Origin of the sequence: Acinetobacter defluvii (genome assembly GCF_001704615.3) — a bacterium.
Lineage (GTDB): Bacteria > Pseudomonadota > Gammaproteobacteria > Pseudomonadales > Moraxellaceae > Acinetobacter > Acinetobacter defluvii.
On sequence record NZ_CP029397.2, the window covers coordinates 1,464,587 to 1,482,888 of the forward strand.

The 18,302-nt window shown below is 35.7% G+C and carries 18 protein-coding genes; 6 read left to right on the forward strand and 12 right to left on the reverse strand.

Annotated elements, in window-relative coordinates:
• Positions 1 to 14: 14 nt before the first annotated feature.
• A complete protein-coding gene (locus DJ533_RS09285) occupies positions 15 to 1,058 on the reverse strand; it encodes an LD-carboxypeptidase (protein WP_065992354.1) in 1,044 nt (347 codons plus the stop codon).
• A 190-nt stretch (positions 1,059 to 1,248) separates the two neighbouring features.
• Entirely contained in the window at positions 1,249 to 1,686 is a 438-nt protein-coding gene (locus DJ533_RS09290; protein ID WP_065992355.1) for a DUF2147 domain-containing protein, read from the reverse strand.
• Positions 1,687 to 2,091: 405 nt separating this feature from the next.
• Here DJ533_RS09290 and DJ533_RS09295 point away from each other — a divergent pair, with 405 nt between their 5' ends.
• Together DJ533_RS09295 and DJ533_RS09300 are read left to right on the forward strand one after the other, a co-directional pair.
• Positions 2,092 to 3,009: a LysR family transcriptional regulator gene (locus tag DJ533_RS09295; protein ID WP_065992357.1), complete on the forward strand. Its 918-nt coding sequence runs from the start codon at positions 2,092 to 2,094 to the stop codon at positions 3,007 to 3,009.
• 264 nt (positions 3,010 to 3,273) lie between these two features.
• Complete coding sequence (locus DJ533_RS09300; RefSeq protein ID WP_065992359.1) at positions 3,274 to 4,263, forward strand: AraC family transcriptional regulator; 990 nt, start codon at positions 3,274 to 3,276, stop codon at positions 4,261 to 4,263.
• A gap of 61 nt (positions 4,264 to 4,324) precedes the next feature.
• Here the strand turns inward: DJ533_RS09300 and DJ533_RS09305 are convergent, their stop codons facing one another.
• From DJ533_RS09305 to antA, 4 genes are all read right to left on the reverse strand, one after another.
• Positions 4,325 to 5,671, reverse strand: a complete 1,347-nt coding sequence (locus DJ533_RS09305; protein ID WP_065992361.1) for an MFS transporter — start codon at positions 5,669 to 5,671, stop codon at positions 4,325 to 4,327.
• A gap of 257 nt (positions 5,672 to 5,928) precedes the next feature.
• Positions 5,929 to 6,960 (reverse strand): anthranilate 1,2-dioxygenase electron transfer component AntC, encoded by a 1,032-nt coding sequence (gene antC, locus DJ533_RS09310; protein WP_065992363.1) that lies wholly within the window; start codon positions 6,958 to 6,960, stop codon positions 5,929 to 5,931.
• 11 nt (positions 6,961 to 6,971) lie between these two features.
• Entirely contained in the window at positions 6,972 to 7,463 is a 492-nt protein-coding gene (gene antB, locus DJ533_RS09315; RefSeq protein WP_065992365.1) for an anthranilate 1,2-dioxygenase small subunit, read from the reverse strand.
• Positions 7,464 to 7,465: 2 nt separating this feature from the next.
• Positions 7,466 to 8,878 carry an anthranilate 1,2-dioxygenase large subunit gene (gene antA / locus DJ533_RS09320; protein ID WP_065992368.1) on the reverse strand — a complete coding sequence of 471 codons (1,413 nt, stop codon included), beginning with the start codon at positions 8,876 to 8,878 and terminating at the stop codon, positions 7,466 to 7,468.
• A gap of 325 nt (positions 8,879 to 9,203) precedes the next feature.
• Between antA and DJ533_RS09325 the strand changes: the two genes are divergently transcribed.
• Positions 9,204 to 11,405, forward strand: a complete 2,202-nt coding sequence (locus DJ533_RS09325; RefSeq protein ID WP_065992370.1) for an OsmC domain/YcaO domain-containing protein — start codon at positions 9,204 to 9,206, stop codon at positions 11,403 to 11,405.
• Between the two features lie 47 nt (positions 11,406 to 11,452).
• On the opposite strand, the gene DJ533_RS09330 is transcribed toward DJ533_RS09325, so the two are convergent.
• From DJ533_RS09330 to DJ533_RS18670, 6 genes are all read right to left on the reverse strand, one after another.
• Positions 11,453 to 12,019, reverse strand: a complete 567-nt coding sequence (locus DJ533_RS09330; RefSeq protein WP_065992372.1) for an FMN-dependent NADH-azoreductase — start codon at positions 12,017 to 12,019, stop codon at positions 11,453 to 11,455.
• Positions 12,020 to 12,180: 161 nt separating this feature from the next.
• Positions 12,181 to 12,897: a glutathione S-transferase family protein gene (locus DJ533_RS09335; RefSeq protein ID WP_171488549.1), complete on the reverse strand. Its 717-nt coding sequence runs from the start codon at positions 12,895 to 12,897 to the stop codon at positions 12,181 to 12,183.
• 265 nt (positions 12,898 to 13,162) lie between these two features.
• Complete coding sequence (locus DJ533_RS09340) at positions 13,163 to 13,363, reverse strand: heavy-metal-associated domain-containing protein (protein ID WP_089024768.1); 201 nt, start codon at positions 13,361 to 13,363, stop codon at positions 13,163 to 13,165.
• 375 nt (positions 13,364 to 13,738) lie between these two features.
• Positions 13,739 to 14,179, reverse strand: coding sequence for a hypothetical protein (locus DJ533_RS09345; RefSeq protein ID WP_065992449.1), 441 nt, complete (start codon positions 14,177 to 14,179; stop codon positions 13,739 to 13,741).
• Positions 14,180 to 14,183: 4 nt separating this feature from the next.
• Complete coding sequence (locus DJ533_RS09350) at positions 14,184 to 14,522, reverse strand: immunity protein Imm33 domain-containing protein (protein ID WP_065992380.1); 339 nt, start codon at positions 14,520 to 14,522, stop codon at positions 14,184 to 14,186.
• Positions 14,523 to 14,721: 199 nt separating this feature from the next.
• Positions 14,722 to 14,889, reverse strand: coding sequence for a hypothetical protein (locus DJ533_RS18670; protein ID WP_171488550.1), 168 nt, complete (start codon positions 14,887 to 14,889; stop codon positions 14,722 to 14,724).
• 1,096 nt (positions 14,890 to 15,985) lie between these two features.
• Here DJ533_RS18670 and aroQ point away from each other — a divergent pair.
• Genes aroQ through accC form a run of 3 tightly spaced genes read left to right on the forward strand, consistent with a single transcriptional unit; the run spans position 15,986 to position 18,263 of the window.
• Positions 15,986 to 16,441, forward strand: coding sequence for a type II 3-dehydroquinate dehydratase (gene aroQ / locus DJ533_RS09355; RefSeq protein ID WP_065992388.1), 456 nt, complete (start codon positions 15,986 to 15,988; stop codon positions 16,439 to 16,441).
• Between the two features lie 18 nt (positions 16,442 to 16,459).
• On the forward strand, positions 16,460 to 16,882 hold the full coding sequence (accB, locus tag DJ533_RS09360; protein ID WP_065992389.1) for an acetyl-CoA carboxylase biotin carboxyl carrier protein: 423 nt from the start codon (positions 16,460 to 16,462) through the stop codon (positions 16,880 to 16,882).
• Between the two features lie 16 nt (positions 16,883 to 16,898).
• Complete coding sequence (gene accC / locus DJ533_RS09365) at positions 16,899 to 18,263, forward strand: acetyl-CoA carboxylase biotin carboxylase subunit (RefSeq protein WP_065992391.1); 1,365 nt, start codon at positions 16,899 to 16,901, stop codon at positions 18,261 to 18,263.
• Positions 18,264 to 18,302: the final 39 nt, after the last annotated feature.

Here is an 18,302-nt window from a genome sequence, read left to right on the forward strand (position 1 = left end):
ATTAACCTTAAATATTAAAATTTTTCTTGAAAAATAGAGCAATAATCAGAATCTTGTGGACAGGCAATATGGGCTTTTCCACCTAAAATAAATGGTTTATTGACTTTTCCATGCCCAAAATAAGGATAATAATAAACTGGAATATGATTCTGTTCAGCAAAAGTGCGGATGACTTCTTTATAAATTAAACGTTCACCATCATTGGTTTTACTTGGATAAAACTGTCCAAAAACAATGGCTTTGGGTTTAAAATCTTTCTTAAATAATATTTGATGTAATAAACGATCTAACTGTTTATAAGTTACACTGATGTCTTCGAGTAATAAAATTTTATTGTCCCAAGAACGTTCATATTGGGTCGAAAATAAAGTTTGTACTAAAGTTAAATTACCACCTGTCAATGTACCTTCATAGAAATGTTGTTTAGCTGCGCTATTCAAAGGTAAAAGACCTTGATAATGTATTCCACTTTGGATGGTGGTAAAAATTTCATTGACTACATCATTTTGATTTTCATCAGCACTAAGTATATTGGCTTTTGCCGTTGGGGCTTCATCCATAGCGCTAGGTGTAGTAACAGGCGCATTCATAATTTTACCCGTTGCTGCGGTTGTCCCATGAATACTTTTCCAACCGATTTCATTATTGATAAAATAATGAATTGCGGTAACATCACTAAAACCAATTAAAACTTTCGGTGTGCTTTGCTTAATTTGTGCAATCTCTGCATGAAGTTTTGGTAATAAGTTTAATGCACCCGAACCACCACGCACAAACCAAAGATATTTGACTTGGTTATTCTTTAAAGCATGAATTAAATTTTTGGCACGCTCATGGTCAGTGTTGACATAACCAAAGTCTGAAAGTTGTTGATTTAAATATTCGGTACTGACATTAAATCCTTTATTTTTAAATGCTTGAGTGATCTTTGGAATATAACTTTCATCATAAGCAGATGAGCTAGAAATAAGATAAATGGTATCTTTGGCATGGGATGAAGAAATTGAAAAATAGAGTGAAATTGCCAATGTCGATATAAATTTCAAACTTATTTTCATTGCAACATATACCTAAATTTTAAAAATATAATTGTAGGAAAGTTATTAGCAAAGACCTAGCTTTATTGCAGAATCTAAACAAATTCATTGCATTAAAAGTATTGTACTCATTTTATTCTATAAAACATTTTACTAAAAAATAAGCCTTTAATTTATAAAGACTTACTTTTAGTGAACAACTCATAAAAACTTAAGGAACTCGGTGCCATGTTTGTGAACGACCAAGTGCAGATACGCCAATAAAACCACGACCTTTCAAAATTTGACCATTTTCAGATAATGTTGCATTGAACTTATAGGTTTTACCTGTTTGTGGATCAGTAATATGACCCCCCGTATATTTATTATGTCCAACGCTTTTTAAATTAGAAATGATATTGGCACCAATTAAAGGTTTATTTTGATATTTACCAACACATTTTGTACATTTTTGTGCCTGACTTGATTCAAAAACTTTTTGAATATTTGCAGATAATGTCCCGTTCCTATTCTCAGTAAATTTTACAATCGACATCGGTTTTTGGGTTTTATCATCAATGGTTTTCCATAAGGTTCCATTCAAAGGATCATTGGCATAACTGTGCGCAGAAACCAGTAAGACGGTTAATAAACCAAGATATTTTATCATTTTTCAACCTCATTAATATAATTTCGATCATAGACAATCATATACTTTAAAATCGAGTTTAACATTTTCATTGCTTTATCTAAAATGTATTTCAAATTAATATACATAATGAAGACTTTGTGTTGCTTTTATTTCTCTAAATTGTTTAGTTTTTATATCTAATTTAATTTTAAAAAACATAAATAAATCAATAAAATATTAATATATTTAATTTTTAAGTTGTCATTTAAATCAGTGGTATAAAAAATAAAACCGAATCACTTATTATTAATATAAAAAACTGAATCAGCTTATGTTGATGATTTAATCTAAAATAACTAAATTTTCATCTTTAAATTCAGTTATTATCTAAGTGGAGTAAATGTAAATGGATTGATTTATTCAAATGCAATATAAGGGAATGTTATGGAGCTTAGACATTTAAAGTATTTTGTTGCAGTGGTTGAACAGCAAAGTTTTACCAAAGCAGCAGATAAGTTATTTATTGCACAGCCACCACTTAGTCGACAAATACAAAATTTAGAACATGAATTGGGGGTTCAACTCTTTGAACGAGGAAGCCGCCCTTTAGTAACGACTGAAGCAGGACATTTTTTTTATCAACACGCTTTACATTTACTCAGTCAGGCTGATGAATTAAAACTGATGACAAAAAGAATTGGTGTGATTGATCGAACCATTACTTTAAGTTTTGTCGGATCATTATTATTTGGTTATTTGTCTAAAATCATTTTCTTATTTAAACAACGAAATGAACATTTGAAAATTGAACTGGTTGAAATGTCTTCGGTCGAGCAAATTCAAGCTTTGAAAGAGGGACGGATTGATATCGGTTTTGGTCGTGTGGACATCCCTGATCCAGCCATTCAAAGAATACATTTAAGGGAAGAGCCTTTAGTCATCGCCATACATGCAGGACATCCTTTAGCACGCGTTAAAGAGGGGATATTGCTTAAAGATTTAGTGGAAGAAGATTTAATTTTTTATCCTAAAAATGATCAAATCAATTTTTCCACCCAAGTCCATGCGTTATTTTCACGACAAGGTTTAACGCCTCAACATGTCCGTTATGTTCGTGAAATGGCATTGGCTTGTGGTTTTGCGGCAGCGGGTGATGGTATTGTAATTGTACCTAAAAGTGCTGCAAATATTCACCTAACAAATTTGAAATTTATTCCAATTTTAGACCCTACTGCGATCAGTAATGTAGTGATGGCTATTCGTAAAGAGCAGTGTTCAGAAGATCTAAAGTCTTTTTTTGATTGTATATATCAAGTATATGATTTAGAAGGTGTTTTGTATAATAAATATATAGATTTTTGATCACTTATTTATTCTCAGGGAGGACTATTATGTACTCGGCGTATGGGGGTTAAATAACCACATTATACTTTTAAGGTATAAAAATATGTAATTTTATCTATTAACTTTTTTTATTTTTTCAGTTTTAATAAAGTAGACTATTTTTATCAGGAATTGTTCCGTAAAAATACAGTTGATTCGCCAAAATGATATTTAAGTTGTTTAAATTAAACTATGTTAATTGAAACAGCAAGGGATTAAAAACCTCAGTGAGGTGCAGGGAAAATGCAATCATTTAGCCAACATTCAGATTTAAAACATGATACCAAACAAGCGGACTTTGCTCAAAATTTGATGTCACAAATTTGTGGTGCACACTATTTAGAAACAACGTATCGGGATACTTTAGATTTTCAATACGAAGGCTTACGTTTACCTAAAAAACATATGACGATTGGTTGTATTCAGTATGGAGCAAATGTTGCGATTAATATTTCACAACTTAAATCATATAGTATCAGTCTGCCATTACATGGAACACAATCATTAAATATTCGTGGTGAACGGCATCAATCTAATGAAAAGCAAGGGCTCATTGTTTCTAATAATGATTCTCAGGATTTATTTATTGATAAAAACTGCAAAAAATTACAAGTCGTGATTCCTGAAAAAAGTATGCAATTGGTTTTATCTGATCTGTTGCATCGTCCTATTCACGAACAGATTATTTTTAATCCAATGATGAATTTGGGTATAGACCAAATGGTAGCTGCATGGTGGTTAAATATCCAAAATTTTATGTTAGTCAAAGCGCAATATAAAGGTTTTTATGGCTTAAATATGTTTTCTGAGGATTATGAAAATTTTTTGATAAAAACACTGTTGTTATCTCAAGAAAATAATTTTTCTAATGCTTTACGCAGTTTGGCAGATTCAGCCGAGCCAATTTATATTCAAAAAGTAAAAAAGTTTTTGATCGAGCATGCACAAGAAAATATTACAGCAGAGATGATTTTAAATGTTGCAGGAGTATCTAAAAGTAAGTTGTATGAACAATTTCAGCATTATTATGGTACCAGCCCGATCGCTTTTTTAAAGAAATATCGTTTGCAAAAAATTTATCAAACTCTAAGTATTCGCCAACAGCAAGACTTCTCGATTTCAAAATTGGCTTATGATTGGGGCTTTAGTCATTTAAGTCGTTTTTCGCAAGAATATCGTGAAGAGTTTGGTGAAAATCCAAGTGAAACAAAGGCAAAGTCTTTATTTAATTAAAGTTTCTTTCTTATAAATAAAAACCTGTTATCTGAAAATAACAGGTTTTTTGCTGCATTGACTATGCTAATTCACGTGAATTTAATGCTGCTTTATTTTTTGATTTTTCACCCATTACTTTTAAACTGAGTGCAATAAACGAGATGAGCGTTGGAATTGCCAAGACATAGAAAATTCCACTTAAGCTTAGTTCAAAAGTAAAGATCAGTGAGCCAAAAAAAGCCCCTAAAATTGCTCCGACACGTCCAATGCCGTGCATCCATGATACACCTACTGCACGACAGGTCGATGGATAGAACATCGCAGAGAGTGGCAGTAAAGATGATTGCGCACCTGCAAGCAAAGCCCCAATTAGGAAAATACTAATACCAAATAGGAGGATATTCGAGCTGACAAACCCTGTTAAAAGGAAAAGTAAAAATGCAAGTAAATACGAATACTTAATGACATTGGTTGGATTGGTTTTATCCATATAGTAGCCCATAATCGTTGCACCGATTACACCACCAAATGGGAAAATAGCCGCAATTAAACTGAATTGTTGTGTGCTAAATCCTGCTGTTTTTAAGATTGTTGGCATCCAACTGGTTAATAGATAAAACACCAATAAACTCATAAAACAGCATAACCATAACATGCTCGAACCCCATAAGTATTTTCCTAAAACTTGTTTAACGGGGCTTTCAGCGGTGTTGTTAGTTTCGGTTGCAGCAAGTCTAAATTGCACATCAGATGCAAATGCTTGACCTTGGATTTTCTCCAAAATGCTTTTTGCTTGGGCTGTTTGGTTTTTCTTGACGAGATATTGAGTAGATTCTGGTAATTTTAACATTAAAACGATTGCTAAAATCACAGGAATGACACCACCAATAATGATGACTTTTGCCCAGCCTAAACTTTCCAATAAAAATGCAGACAATACGCCACCACAAGAGATTCCGAGCATAAAGCCGCAGCCTGCAATTCCAGTCAGAAAAGCTTTACGTTTACTCGGCATATATTCAGAAACAATCGTACTGATATTTGGCATTGCTGCACCTAGACCGATACCTGTAATAAAACGATAAATCATTAGATCATTGGTGGAAGTGGCAAAACCACACAGAATGGTAAAGAGGGCAAAAAGTAATGTGGTGCTTACAATGACTTTTTTACGACCGAATTTATCAGCAAGAGGTCCTGAAATGATTGCACCGATAGACATACCGACTAAAGCAGCACTCAGTACAGGTGCAAGTTGTGGTTTAGTGATGCCCCAAGCTTCGAGTAAAGACGGTGCAACAAAGCCGATAATGCCTGTGTCTAAGCCATCGCAAAAGAACACCAAAAAGCCGAGGAAAAACACCAGCCATTGTAGTGGTGAGAGTTTGTCACGGTCAATGACCGCATTAACATCGATTGTTTGCATAATTATTCCCTTAATAATTGAAAATCGATTGTGTTGATTCACGATAATGTTTATCGCCTATCTATTGCTGTTTATTTAAAACCTTTTGATTCAATTAAAATTATTCATTTCTCTTTAGCAAATAGAGTGGTTGTTGAAAATATTTTTAGTGAACTTTTCCATTGATTTCACGAGAAAATATTTTTGGAATTTTCTTAATTCGTACAGGAAATACCTCTCCCTCGAAAAGGAGAGTTTTCAGCAGAATCTATAAATTTTTAAGCCTTAACAGTATTGCTGGATAAAAACTTTTCGCTGTAAATCTTAAAGTTACTTAAAGCAGCTGTATCTAGCCATGTTTTTACCGCTTCGATCATCGGGGGGGGACCACATAAATACATATCAAAAGCCTGTTCAGCCAGTTGATCTTTGTTTAAATGTTCATGGATAAATCCAGTTTTTCCAGACCATGTTTCTGTGGCTTGGGTGACGATCGGGTGGTAATTAAAATTAGCAATTTTATTGGCATAATCTTGTAAACGTTGCTGTTCACATAAATCAGTTTCTTTATTGACTCCATAAAACAGCTCAATTTTGGGTGGGTTGTGCTGTTCAGCAAGGTTGTCCAACATGCCTAAAAATGCCGAAAGTCCTGTTCCACCTGCGATAAATACCAACGGTTTTTCAACTTCACGTAAATAGAAGCTACCTAAAGGTGCTTCCATCACAATGGTTTGTCCCACTTGGCAACGATCACGTAAGTAGTTGCTCATCACACCATCAGGCAAGAGGCGAATTAAAAACTGGAGTTGATTACTTGTGTTTGGACGATTGGCGAATGAATATGAGCGCCATTCATCCGTATCCGGAATTTGCAAACGGGCGTATTGTCCAGGTAAATACTGTAATTGTTGTGTATGACTACTTGCATCTACATGTAAAATCGCAGTTGTTTCAGATACTAACTCAACTTGCGTGACTGTCGCAGCAATTTTTAAAGTATCGCCAGCATTACAAATATTTGAATCATGATCAAAGAAGAAAGCGGCATCTGACTGTACACGGGTTTGACATGCCAACATTTTTCGTTCAGCCAAATCACGTGCGCTGAGCGCTTCCTCATCGACATATTCTTGTTCATAAATGCCAGTTTCGCATTGTCCCTGACAGGTGCCACACACGCCTTCACGGCAGTCGAGCGGAAGGTTGATGCCTTGACGAATCGCAGCATCGAGTAATAATTCGTCATTATTTACAGAAATAAAAAAGGTTTTACCATCTGCAAAATTTAGTGCAACTGAATGTCCCATTTTAAAACTCCTTAAACGTGGTAGAAGTCTAAAACAGAATCAATTTTGTCATTCAGCAACACCGTATGTTGTTTGCGAATGCGGAAACTGTCTTCAGTTTTGCGTAATGTGTACGTTGCATGACCGTAAAAGCAACCTTCCAAACCTTGACGGTTATATAATGTTTGCCAAACGACTTTGGCTTCAATCAAACCATTTGCCAATTCTTTTACACGAACATTGCTAATAAAATGTGCAGTACGTGGCAAGGGGGTTGCTGATGCTGCTTTACCTGTTTCGATACGGAAGACACGGTCTTCTAAACCTGTACGATCTTCATAGTAAATATAAGACATACCTTGGTTTGGATCAGTCACATAAGTATGGTCATCGATCCATTGTGGAATGTGGTAAAGGCTGTCTTCATCATACAACTCTAAATACTCATTCCATTGATAGTTATCACAATATTCAGATTTTTGGTTTAAAAACTGAGTGACTGCAAAGGTTAACTCCATGTTCATACTTAGATCTCCTCAGTTTCTGCGTGTTGGAAAGTCATGTCATGCATTTTCAAAGCACTTTTATTTAAACCATCAAGGAGTAGTTTTCTCCAATGCCCATGCTGGTTGACATATAAGCCTTCATGGGTAATTTCACGTCCTGTGATCACAGGCTTAATCCCAAGAATCTCGGCATTTTTACTTGTGCCGTAGTTCCAATTGTGATGACCACGTGAAATATCACTCCAACGCTCTAAACGGGCTTGGAAACCTTTTTGTTGTTCTCTAAACTCGACTAAATCGTCTGGTGTACCTAAGCCTGAAACGTTAAAGAAATCTTCAAACTGACGAATACGATTACGGCGTGCTTCAGCAGACTCACCTTTCACCCCGATACATTGGCTAATGACTTCCGTTTTGTTCCAAGCCACAGGACGGACGATACGCAATTGCGAACTGATTTGGTCCATAAAGAATAGGCTAGGGTATAAGTTCAAATTACGTAAGCGATGCATTGCCCATTTGGCACGCTCTTCGCCATATTTTTCAACCAAATAGGGCATGACAGTTTCATAACCTGGACGTACAGTTGGGTTTGGCATGTCACTAAATAAAACGCTGTGACCGTTTTTAAAGCTAAAGAAACCATCATCGGTGTCACCATCACCTGCGCCTAATTTACTATAATCAAGCGTGTCCATATCTTGACCATTTTCAGCATTGACTTGTTGGCGATGCTGCACAGTGGATACATAGTTATAATGAACTGTACTGACATGGTAGCCATCTAAACCATTTTCATCTTGTAGTTTCCAGTTGCCTGCAAAAGTATAAGCAGATTTACCTTGTAAAACTTCAAGTTCGCCTGTCGGTGACTGTTCCACCATCAAATCCAAAAATACTTTAGCATCGCCTAAAAATTCTTCTAGAGTGTCTGTTGCTTGAGTATCAAGGCTGACAAATACAAAGCCACGATAGCTTTCAATACGACCTTGTTTTAAACCACGGCTAGATTTATCAAAATCATCACAATATTCGCTTGGACCTTTGACTTTGATCAAGCGACCATCAGATTTATAACACCAAGCATGGAACGGACAGGTAAAGGTTGATTTGTTACCTTTTGCTACACGAGTCAAGGTCGCACCACGATGCTCACAAGCATTGACCAGAGCATGCAGTTGACCTGAACCATCACGGCTGATGATCATCGGTTGACGACCAATTTGTACGGTGACAAAGTCATTATTATTTGGAATTTCACTTTCATGGCAGGCATAGATCCATACTTTTTCAAAAATATGTTCCATTTCCAAGTCGAATAACTCTGCTTCTGTGAACATTTCACGAGCAATGCGATACACGCCATCTTCAGGACGGAAATCCAAACAATTATTAACAAATTCTTGCCATTGGGCAGTATTGCGAGCTTCCATTCGTTATTCTCCATTTCAATACATCTTTGAGATGATTGAAACCCGAATCAGATATTGGCTCTATCCACTTTTTCCGTTTCTTTATCCAATCAGTGCATTTATTGAAAATTTAAGCAAATTCATCTCGAATGGCAGACAAACATTATCAACTGCCTAAAATCTCTTTATAATAGTGCCCATTCTTTTCGAGTTGTGTTTGTTGAAATATTGAAATTTCATTGATCAACTCGTTTTTCTATTTTTAGTCAATTGCTACAATTCGACTGATTTAAATATTTTGAAATTTATGTGCTTGTAAATACACATAAAAGCTTTAGGTGCTCACATGGAAATCAAAGTCAATTATCTCGACAATCTTCGACAAGAGGCGAAGTTTGATGACTTCACGGTGATTGCCGATCAGCCAATTCGTTATAAAGGCGATGGCTCTGCACCAGGTCCATTTGACTACTTTTTAGCATCATCAGCATTGTGTGCAGCGTACTTTGTGAAAGTCTATTGTGCTGCACGTGATATTCCTACCGATAATATTCGCCTATCTCAAAATAATATTGTTGATCCAGAAAACCGTTATAAACAAATTTTTAAAATTCAGGTCGAATTACCTGCGGACATTTCAGATAAAGACCGCCAAGGCATTTTGCGCTCAATAGACCGTTGCACTGTGAAGAAAGTCATTCAAACGGGACCTGAATTTGTCATTGAAGAAGTTGAAAGCATTGATGCAGATGCACAAGCTTTGCTCATGCCTGATTTAGCAAAAGAAACTACCACGTTTATTCATGGAAAAGATCTGCCTTTAGAAGAAACCATTGCCAATATGTCTGGAATTTTGGCAGGTTTAGGCATGAAAATAGAGATTTCTTCATGGCGGAATATTGTCCCGAACGTATGGTCGTTACATATCCGTGATGCACAATCTCCGATGTGTTTTACTAACGGTAAAGGCTCAACTAAAGAAAGCGCTTTGGCTTCGGCTTTGGGTGAGTTTATTGAGCGTCTGAATTGTAACTTCTTCTATAACGATCAGTTTTGGGGTGAAGACATTGCAAATGCTGAGTTTGTGCATTATCCAGATGAAAAATGGTTTCAGCCTGGTGCAAATGGTGAATTACCGACTGAAATTTTAGATGATTATACGCGTGAAATTTATGATCCTGAAAATGAACTTTTAGGCACACATTTATATGATACCAACTCAGGCAATAAAGTACGTGGCATTTGTTCATTACCATTTGTACGACAGTCAGATGGTGAAACGGTGTATTTCCCATCGAATCTGATTGAAAACTTATATCTTTCCAATGGGATGAGCGCAGGTAATACCTTAGCGGAAGCGCAGGTGCAGTGTTTGTCTGAGATTTTTGAGCGTGCGGTGAAACGTGACATTATCCAAGGTGAAATCGCATTACCTGATGTGCCTGAAGCAGTTTTGGCAAAATATCCAAAAATTGTAGAAGGCATTAAAGGCTTAGAAGAACAAGGCTTTCCTGTTTTAGTCAAAGATGCATCACTTGGCGGGAAATATCCTGTGATGTGTGTCACCTTGATGAATCCTCGCACCGGTGGGTTTTTTGCATCATTTGGTGCACATCCAAAATTTGAAGTGGCTTTAGAGCGTAGCTTAACTGAGTTGTTACAAGGGCGTAGTTTTGAAGGTTTAAACGATTTGCCAAAACCAACTTTTAGTAGCAATGCTGTGACTGAACCGAATAATTATGTTGAACATTTTATTGATTCAAGCGGTGTCGTATCATGGAAATTCTTTAGTTCGCAGTCAGATTATGACTTTGTGGAATGGGACTTTACAGGCAATGGTGATAATGAAGCCGAAGCTGCAACCTTGTTCGGTATTTTAGAGGATATGGGCAAAGATGCTTATATGGCGGTGTATCAGCATTTGGGTGCAACTGCTTGCCGTGTCTTAGTGCCTGATTATTCTGAAATTTATTTGGTTGAAGATTTGATTTGGGACAATACCAACAAAGCATTGGATTTCCGTGAAGATATTTTAAATATTCACCGTTTGGATGAAGAACAGCTTGCAGCTTTGGTTGAGCGTTTAGAAGAAGTTGAGGTTGATGATTATACGGATATTGTGACTTTAATCGGGATTGAGTTTGATGATAATACCGTATGGGGACAATTGACTGTTTTGGAGCTTAAACTTCTAATTTATATTGCATTGCAAGAATTTGAAGCAGCGAAAGATTTGGTTGAACAATTTTTACAATACAATACCAATACGGTAGAGCGTGGTTTGTTCTATCAATGTATGAATGTGGTCTTAGAAGTTGAGCTGGATGATGAACTTGACCTGAATGATTATGAGCACAATTTCCGACGTATGTTTGGTGATGAACGTATGGATGCGGTGATTGGCTCAATGGAAGGTAGCATTCGTTTTTATGGCTTAACTGAAACCAATATGCAACTTGAAGGTTTAGATCGCCATTTACGTTTAATTGATAGCTATAAAAAACTGCATGCAGCGCGTGCAAGATTTGTGGCTGCCTCTAAAGGTTAATTTATGCACAAAAAAAGCGTGAATTTATCACGCTTTTTTTGTATTTTTTAAAGTGTTTTAATACGATTTAAGGCTTCTTCAATGGCTTTGTCTTTTAACTCTGCACCCATATTGACACCTTCTGCACGAATAATTTGAATATCAGTCACACCTGTAAAATTCAGTACAGTGGTTAATAAACCTTCTTGGAAATCCATAGGGTTATTTTCACCATAAATACCCCCACGACTACTGGCAATATAAGCTTTTTTGTCGCCTGCTAAACCGATTGAACCATTCTCAGTATATTTAAAGGTTCTGCCTGCAACACTGATACGGTCAATCCATGCTTTTAAGGTCGATGCCAAACCAAAATTATACATGGCAGCACCAATCACCACGATGTCGGCATTCAGATATTGTTGAATTAACTTTTCATTGAGCTGGCTTTGTTCTGTATTTTGACCCATTAAAATTTCAGCAGTTAAATGTGGAATAGGTTGAGTCGCAAGGTCTAAGTATTCAACATTCAAGTCGGTATTTTGTTGCTGTAACTGAGTGATAATCGCTTGACTCAACTGGCGGGAAATCGAAGCATCACCTAAAATACTTGAATCAATATGTAGAGCGTTCATGTTAAGACCTTGATATATAAAACATGAAATTGAATATATCAAAAATAGAAAGGCTTAAAATCTATAAAGTTATGACACAGTATTCTATTTATAGAACACACTAATTTTGAATGAGTTTAAATATTTCAAATATTCTCTATGATATTTTTCTACTTTTGCATTTATTGTATAATATCTGTACCATTAAGTGAGCGGTAGTCACGGTATATTCTCAGCACCCATTGACCTACAATACGGTCTCTCAGTTCTTGCCGCTGTTGTGATGCAACTTCAGGTAATCTTGAGTCAGCCCAAGGACTGTTATTCGGTCCAATCAATGGTGCAAGCATACTTGCCGCAGTTAAATCAGCCAAACTAAATTGATTGTTTACTAAATAATTTCTTTCATTTCCATTTAAGTGTCGTTCTAATAAGTCTAGCGCATCGTTTACTTTTTGATTTGAATTTATCACTTGTGGTTCATAAATTTGAAAGGTTTTTCGGATCATTAGTCTTAAAATGCTTTCCCTATAATGGGTTATGCAGCGTTGCAATGGACTATATCCAGTAAAATTAAAAAAAATCTCCACGATTTCAGGTTGTTGTATAACCATACTCCAACACAGCCTACGCACATGATCACCAAGTTCATCAAAATATTGTTCATATTCCAATACTTGTTTTTGTATTGCGAGTTCAGAGGGAATCAGTGGAAATTGTGAATATAGATTTTCCAAATATAATGCAATATTTGTTGAATCCCCAATGACTCGTTGATCATCTCGTAGAATGGGAAGGCTTCTTTGTTGAGCAATTGCCCATGCAGAAAATACATGCAGTCCAGGTAAGAGGTTGTTACATGAATAATCTAAACCTTTAAAATCCAAATTCCATCGCATTTTTTCACAATAAAGTGAGAGTGGAAATTGATAAAGAATTCTTTTGCTTTTTTTCATCGATTTTCATTTTTATTTTGAAGATATTTTGATAGTACAGAACTCAGAATAACTTAAGCAATAGTAAAATTTTAAGATTTTAGTGAAAATAAGTCATCGATTTTTAAAGAACACAATATGCTCTGATCATTATAAAATTTGTCCCAAATTAAAAAGCCAAATAAGTATACTTCTTTGGCTTTAAAGGATTTAGAATCAATCACTTGAGTTACTGAACTTTTGCAGGGAAACCATCTTCTGCTAATGCTTCAGTAATTTTGTCTGTACTTGCAGTTGTTTCTACCGTCACGATTTTAGTGGTCAAATCTACATCCACTTTTGCATTAGCATCAATATCTTGAATTGTTGCTGTTACACCACGTGCACAACCACCACAAGTCATATTTTCAATGAAGAGTTTCATATTCATTCTCCTAGAACATTATTTTCTGACTTAAGTCTAAACCTTATCATGATGGTAAGGTCAAGGTTTAAATTGAGTCGAAAAATGATTAAAATAAGTAATGCACATAGATAATCTCCTATATTTAAAATAAGTATGACTAAAATGAATGATGAAATAAAAATTGCAATCGTTGGCGTTGGCGGTCGAATGGGACGCTATTTGCTAAAAATTTTTAATAATTCGATTTAATTAGAATGCCTTATAGAAAAACCCGCCTTTAAAGGGCGGGTTTAATTTATCAACTTTTACATTGATGTTTTAAAACACGGCACAATAAGACCAGGGAAAATCTTTATCGCATTGTTTTAATGCAACAATTATCGCTAAAAAATCTTTGAACTAATTATCATTTTTAGCCATTTTTATGTCATTTTCTGACAATTTAACCTTTACTGAACCACAAAACACTTCTTGGGTCATACCTGACGCAACAAATGACTGCTGTTGGCGCTCTAAAAACTGATTGGCAATGATGAGCATCAGATTTGCAGTATCTAAATTTAGATTATTTTTAGAAATATCTGCAATTTGTTGATAGGCATATAAGCGTGTACAAAAAGCTTGCTTTTGTGCAGACGCATCTGCATTTTCAGACTCATCTAGTACTTTTTTGGTTGCATTGACTTTATTGGTAAACTGGTCAATCAATTGGTTATATTGATCTTGTGTCAAATTCTGATTTTTGAATTTTAAATTTTCTTGGGCAAAGGTCAATGTTGCACTCAATAAACTGATCACAAAGAAAATCTGTGCGCAAGTTTTCAAAATTCTTATTTTCATTGGCTTAGAATGCATCTGCTTTCCATACATCTTCATATTCATCAGCATCAATCATAAAACGGAATCCTTGTTCTAATGCCAAATATGGAATAGCGTCTGGAAAAATATCCTCTAACTCTTTAACCGTCACCAATTCAAAGTCGTCCTGATCAGCAGCAATTTCTCCACCGTAAATAAACCATGCCACCTGATTTTCATCAGGCGCTTTACGCAGACCGACAATCGGTTCTTGGTTTAATGTGTGTTTTGCAATGGCAACCACATCTGTTTCATTTACTTTGATATAGCGAGAGTCAAACTCTTCACATACCAATTTTTGTTCTTCAATAAAATCTTGCAACATGAGGTATTTCACACAAATAAGTTTGTTTTAAATTCTATGCATTTCAAGGTAGATGTACAATGCAGCATAAGGAAAATAACTGAATTAATTTTAGTAAGCTTATGCATTTGTTTTTAATTTAAAATCTACTCTCTAACATGACAAAACCCCGAAAATTCGGGGTTTTGTCACTTCTATCCATAGTATGCGGTTTAAAAAACTATTTCTGTTGACCTTGTTGCTGTTGAGCATTTTGTTGACGTTGTTGATCAGATTGTTGCTGCTGTTGTTTCTGATCATTCTGTTGGTTGTGCTGTTTTTGCCCTTGTTGGTCAGATTGTTGTTGCTGACCATTGTGTTGGTTATGCTGATTGTTTTGATTAGCCATTTTCATCATCTTCCTTTTAAATTATGGGAATGCCGTATGAATAACGACAAGACTTACTTTAAAACTTTTTCAGAGCTGGACAAGCACACAAATGTGTCATTTTTAAACAATGTAAGCTTTAAAATATAAGTCTTTCAATTCAAAAAGACTTTTAAATGTCGAAATTACGTTGGTTACTTAAGTCAATTCAAGTTTATTTTCTCGTTACATTACATAATTTTTTATTCATAAAAATAGAGCTTATAAAGGCTAAACGCAATAAAGACATTCTCACCCTAAAATATCATCGCAACACAACAATAATGTTTTGCCAATGCGCTTTTTTATAAAGGAGATGCAATCTGCTTAGTCCTCATACAGCCACTGAGCAATTCGGTCAATTTCAAATAGATCTAGTTTTTGATCCTCATCAATTTTTTTGAATGCCATGTCTAATATAGGTTTAAGCAGATGGCTAATAATTATGGTTACTCTTAAAAAGTAAACATTCAGCTTTGCTGTGAGTAAAAAATGATAATTTTTAATCATTGTATATTTGTAATGATGCGTACATTATCTATACTAGAGTTTGAGTGCTATAAGTATATAAATGTATTGAAAATAAATTTAAGAATCTATTTTTTAAAGTTATTTTTTATATTTCTAAGAATGAATGGATATTTTAAGAACATCTTTTAGTGTCAGTTTAAAAATGAAGAAAATATTTGCTCGTTATCAAATATAAGCAATATTTATTTTAGTCATCTCTTGAGTCTTAAAAAATTGTGTAATTTAAATCATTTTTATTCAAATTGCACAAAGTTATCCTTATTTCTATAGAATTATTTATCTTAACTTTGGCTGATTATACAAATTAAAACAACAGTTTTGGTCAATTAGGTTTAGACTAGAATAATTGAAAAAGATTAGAAAATTTGTCATATTTTAACATTGTTATTTAATGGCAAAATTCACAATATATAGCACATCGTCGGTATGTGATTTCTACACCAATTAAAACAAATTATAAAGTTCATGTGGAAAATTGTGCCATAATATGCAAACTTTGCAGACATCTTGCAAAGATTTTTGCAACTTTGAAATTGGAGTAGGCTCAATGAGTTCGACCATTTTGGTCATTCACGGACCAAACTTAAACTTGCTAGGAAAGCGCGAACCAGAAGTCTATGGTCACCTTACTTTAGAAGATATTAACCAACAACTTATCACTCAAGCACAGTTGTCAAATATGACATTGGACACATTCCAAAGTAACTGGGAAGGCGCTGTCGTAGATCGTATTCACCAAGCTCAACAAGAAGGCGTGAAATTCATCATTATTAACCCTGCTGCATTGACGCATACTTCAGTTGCAGTTCGGGATGCGTTATTGGGTGTTGCAATCCCTTTTATCGAAGTTCATTTGTCCAATGTGCATGCAAGAGAAGCATTTCGACATCACTCCTATTTATCCGATAAAGCCGTTGGCGTGATCTGTGGTCTAGGTGCAAAAGGATATTCTTTTGCATTGGACTATGCGATCGAAAAAATTAATTCTTCAACTCATTCATAATATTAGGAATACGAATCCATGGATATCCGCAAAATCAAAAAGCTCATCGATTTGATGATCGAATCTGACCTTCAAGCCATCGAAGTTAAAGAGGGTGATCAGTCGATTGCATTGACGCGTCGTAATCCTGTTGTTGCCGCAAGTGTTGCAGCACCAATCGCTGCTCCTGTAAGTGAAGTACCTGTTGTAAAAGCAGCATCACGTGGTGCTGTTGAAACTTCGCCAATGGTGGGTGTGTTCTATGCCGCACCTAATCCAGGTGAAGCCCCATTTGTTAATGTGGGGCAAACAATTTCTGCAGGTGAAACTTTAGGAATCATCGAAGCAATGAAAATCATGAACCCAATTGAAGCAACACAAAGCGGTGTGATTGAAGAAATTTTAGTGAAAAATGGTGATGTGATCCAATTCGGTCAACCTTTATTCCGCTACCGCGCGTAATCGCTAGGGGGTTGATATGTTGCAAAAAGTTTTAATTGCAAACCGCGGTGAAATTGCATTACGCATCACACGTGCTTGTAAAACTTTAGGGATCAAAACAGTTGGGATCTATTCCGATGCTGACAAAGATTTGATGCATTTACGTTTTGTTGATGAAGCAGTTTGCATCGGTCCAGGCGCAAGCAGCGAAAGTTATTTAAATATTCCTGCAATCATTACAGCAGCAGAAATTACGGGTGCTGATGCCATCCATCCGGGCTATGGTTTCTTATCTGAAAATGCGGAATTTGCTGAAATTGTAGAAAGCTCTGGCTTTATTTTCATTGGTCCTCGTCCTGAACACATCCGTTTGATGGGAAATAAAGTTTCAGCGATTATGGCAATGCGTAAAGCAGGTGTGCCGACTGTTCCCGGTTCTGCTCATGCAGTAACACCAAATAATGCTTTGGCTGAAGCCAAAGAAATTGGTTTTCCATTGATCGTGAAAGCGGCTTCTGGCGGTGGTGGTCGTGGTATGCGTATCGTTGAACGTGTGGATACTTTACTTGAATCCGTTCAGGCAGCGCAACGTGATGCTGAAATGTGGTTTGGTGATGATACGGTCTATATGGAGCGTTTTTTACAAAAACCTCGCCATGTGGAAGTGCAAGTATTAGCAGATGGTAATGGTCATGCCGTACATTTATATGACCGTGACTGTTCATTACAACGTCGTCATCAAAAAGTACTTGAAGAAGCACCTGCACCAGGTTTACCAGAGGAAGCACGTGCACATATTTTAGAAGCATGTGTCAATGCATGTAAACTTATGCAATATCGTGGCGCAGGCACATTTGAATTCCTATTTGAAGAGGGTGAGTTCTTCTTTATTGAAATGAATACCCGTGTTCAGGTTGAACATCCTGTGTCAGAAATGGTGACAGGTATAGACATTATTGAACAGCAATTAAGGATTGCAGCAGGTTTAGGCTTGAATCTTCAACAAGAAGATATTCATGTTCAAGGACATGCGATTGAGTGTCGTATCAATGCTGAAGATCCTTCAACCTTCTTACCTTCACCGGGTAAAATTGAAAATTTTTATACCCCAGGTGGAGCAGGAATTCGTTTAGATTCTCATATTTATCAGGGTTATAGCATTCCACCATACTATGATTCTATGATTGCTAAACTAATTTCACATGGTAAAGATCGTGATACTGCGATCGCACGTATGAAACAAGCTTTAGATGAAATGATTTTGACAGGTATCAAAACTAATATTCCATTACACAAAGACTTGATCTTGCAAGATAAAAATTTTTGTGAACAAGCTATGGATATTCATTACCTTGAAAAACACTTGCTTAAACAAGTGCAAGGCCATGAAAATGATGCTTAAGACTTTTACTTAGATCAATACATAGAATCCCAATTTACA

What these genes read in the sequence shown, in the direction of transcription:
- DJ533_RS09295 (WP_065992357.1), top strand. Translation starts at nt 2,092, where the DNA reads ATGGAGCTTAGACATTTAAAGTATTTTGTTGCAGTGGTTGAACAGCAA.
- DJ533_RS09325 (WP_065992370.1), top strand. Translation starts at nt 9,204, where the DNA reads ATGGAAATCAAAGTCAATTATCTCGACAATCTTCGACAAGAGGCGAAG.
- DJ533_RS09335 (WP_171488549.1), bottom strand. Translation starts at nt 12,897, where the DNA reads ATGCGATGGAATTTGGATTTTAAAGGTTTAGATTATTCATGTAACAAC.
- DJ533_RS09345 (WP_065992449.1), bottom strand. Translation starts at nt 14,179, where the DNA reads ATGAAAATAAGAATTTTGAAAACTTGCGCACAGATTTTCTTTGTGATC.
- DJ533_RS09290 (WP_065992355.1), bottom strand. Translation starts at nt 1,686, where the DNA reads ATGATAAAATATCTTGGTTTATTAACCGTCTTACTGGTTTCTGCGCAC.
- accB (WP_065992389.1), top strand. Translation starts at nt 16,460, where the DNA reads ATGGATATCCGCAAAATCAAAAAGCTCATCGATTTGATGATCGAATCT.
- aroQ (WP_065992388.1), top strand. Translation starts at nt 15,986, where the DNA reads ATGAGTTCGACCATTTTGGTCATTCACGGACCAAACTTAAACTTGCTA.
- DJ533_RS09300 (WP_065992359.1), top strand. Translation starts at nt 3,274, where the DNA reads ATGCAATCATTTAGCCAACATTCAGATTTAAAACATGATACCAAACAA.
- antC (WP_065992363.1), bottom strand. Translation starts at nt 6,960, where the DNA reads ATGGGACATTCAGTTGCACTAAATTTTGCAGATGGTAAAACCTTTTTT.
- DJ533_RS09340 (WP_089024768.1), bottom strand. Translation starts at nt 13,363, where the DNA reads ATGAATATGAAACTCTTCATTGAAAATATGACTTGTGGTGGTTGTGCA.
- DJ533_RS09285 (WP_065992354.1), bottom strand. Translation starts at nt 1,058, where the DNA reads ATGAAAATAAGTTTGAAATTTATATCGACATTGGCAATTTCACTCTAT.
- DJ533_RS09350 (WP_065992380.1), bottom strand. Translation starts at nt 14,522, where the DNA reads ATGTTGCAAGATTTTATTGAAGAACAAAAATTGGTATGTGAAGAGTTT.
- DJ533_RS09330 (WP_065992372.1), bottom strand. Translation starts at nt 12,019, where the DNA reads ATGAACGCTCTACATATTGATTCAAGTATTTTAGGTGATGCTTCGATT.
- accC (WP_065992391.1), top strand. Translation starts at nt 16,899, where the DNA reads ATGTTGCAAAAAGTTTTAATTGCAAACCGCGGTGAAATTGCATTACGC.
- antA (WP_065992368.1), bottom strand. Translation starts at nt 8,878, where the DNA reads ATGGAAGCTCGCAATACTGCCCAATGGCAAGAATTTGTTAATAATTGT.
- antB (WP_065992365.1), bottom strand. Translation starts at nt 7,463, where the DNA reads ATGAACATGGAGTTAACCTTTGCAGTCACTCAGTTTTTAAACCAAAAA.
- DJ533_RS09305 (WP_065992361.1), bottom strand. Translation starts at nt 5,671, where the DNA reads ATGCAAACAATCGATGTTAATGCGGTCATTGACCGTGACAAACTCTCA.
- DJ533_RS18670 (WP_171488550.1), bottom strand. Translation starts at nt 14,889, where the DNA reads ATGGCTAATCAAAACAATCAGCATAACCAACACAATGGTCAGCAACAA.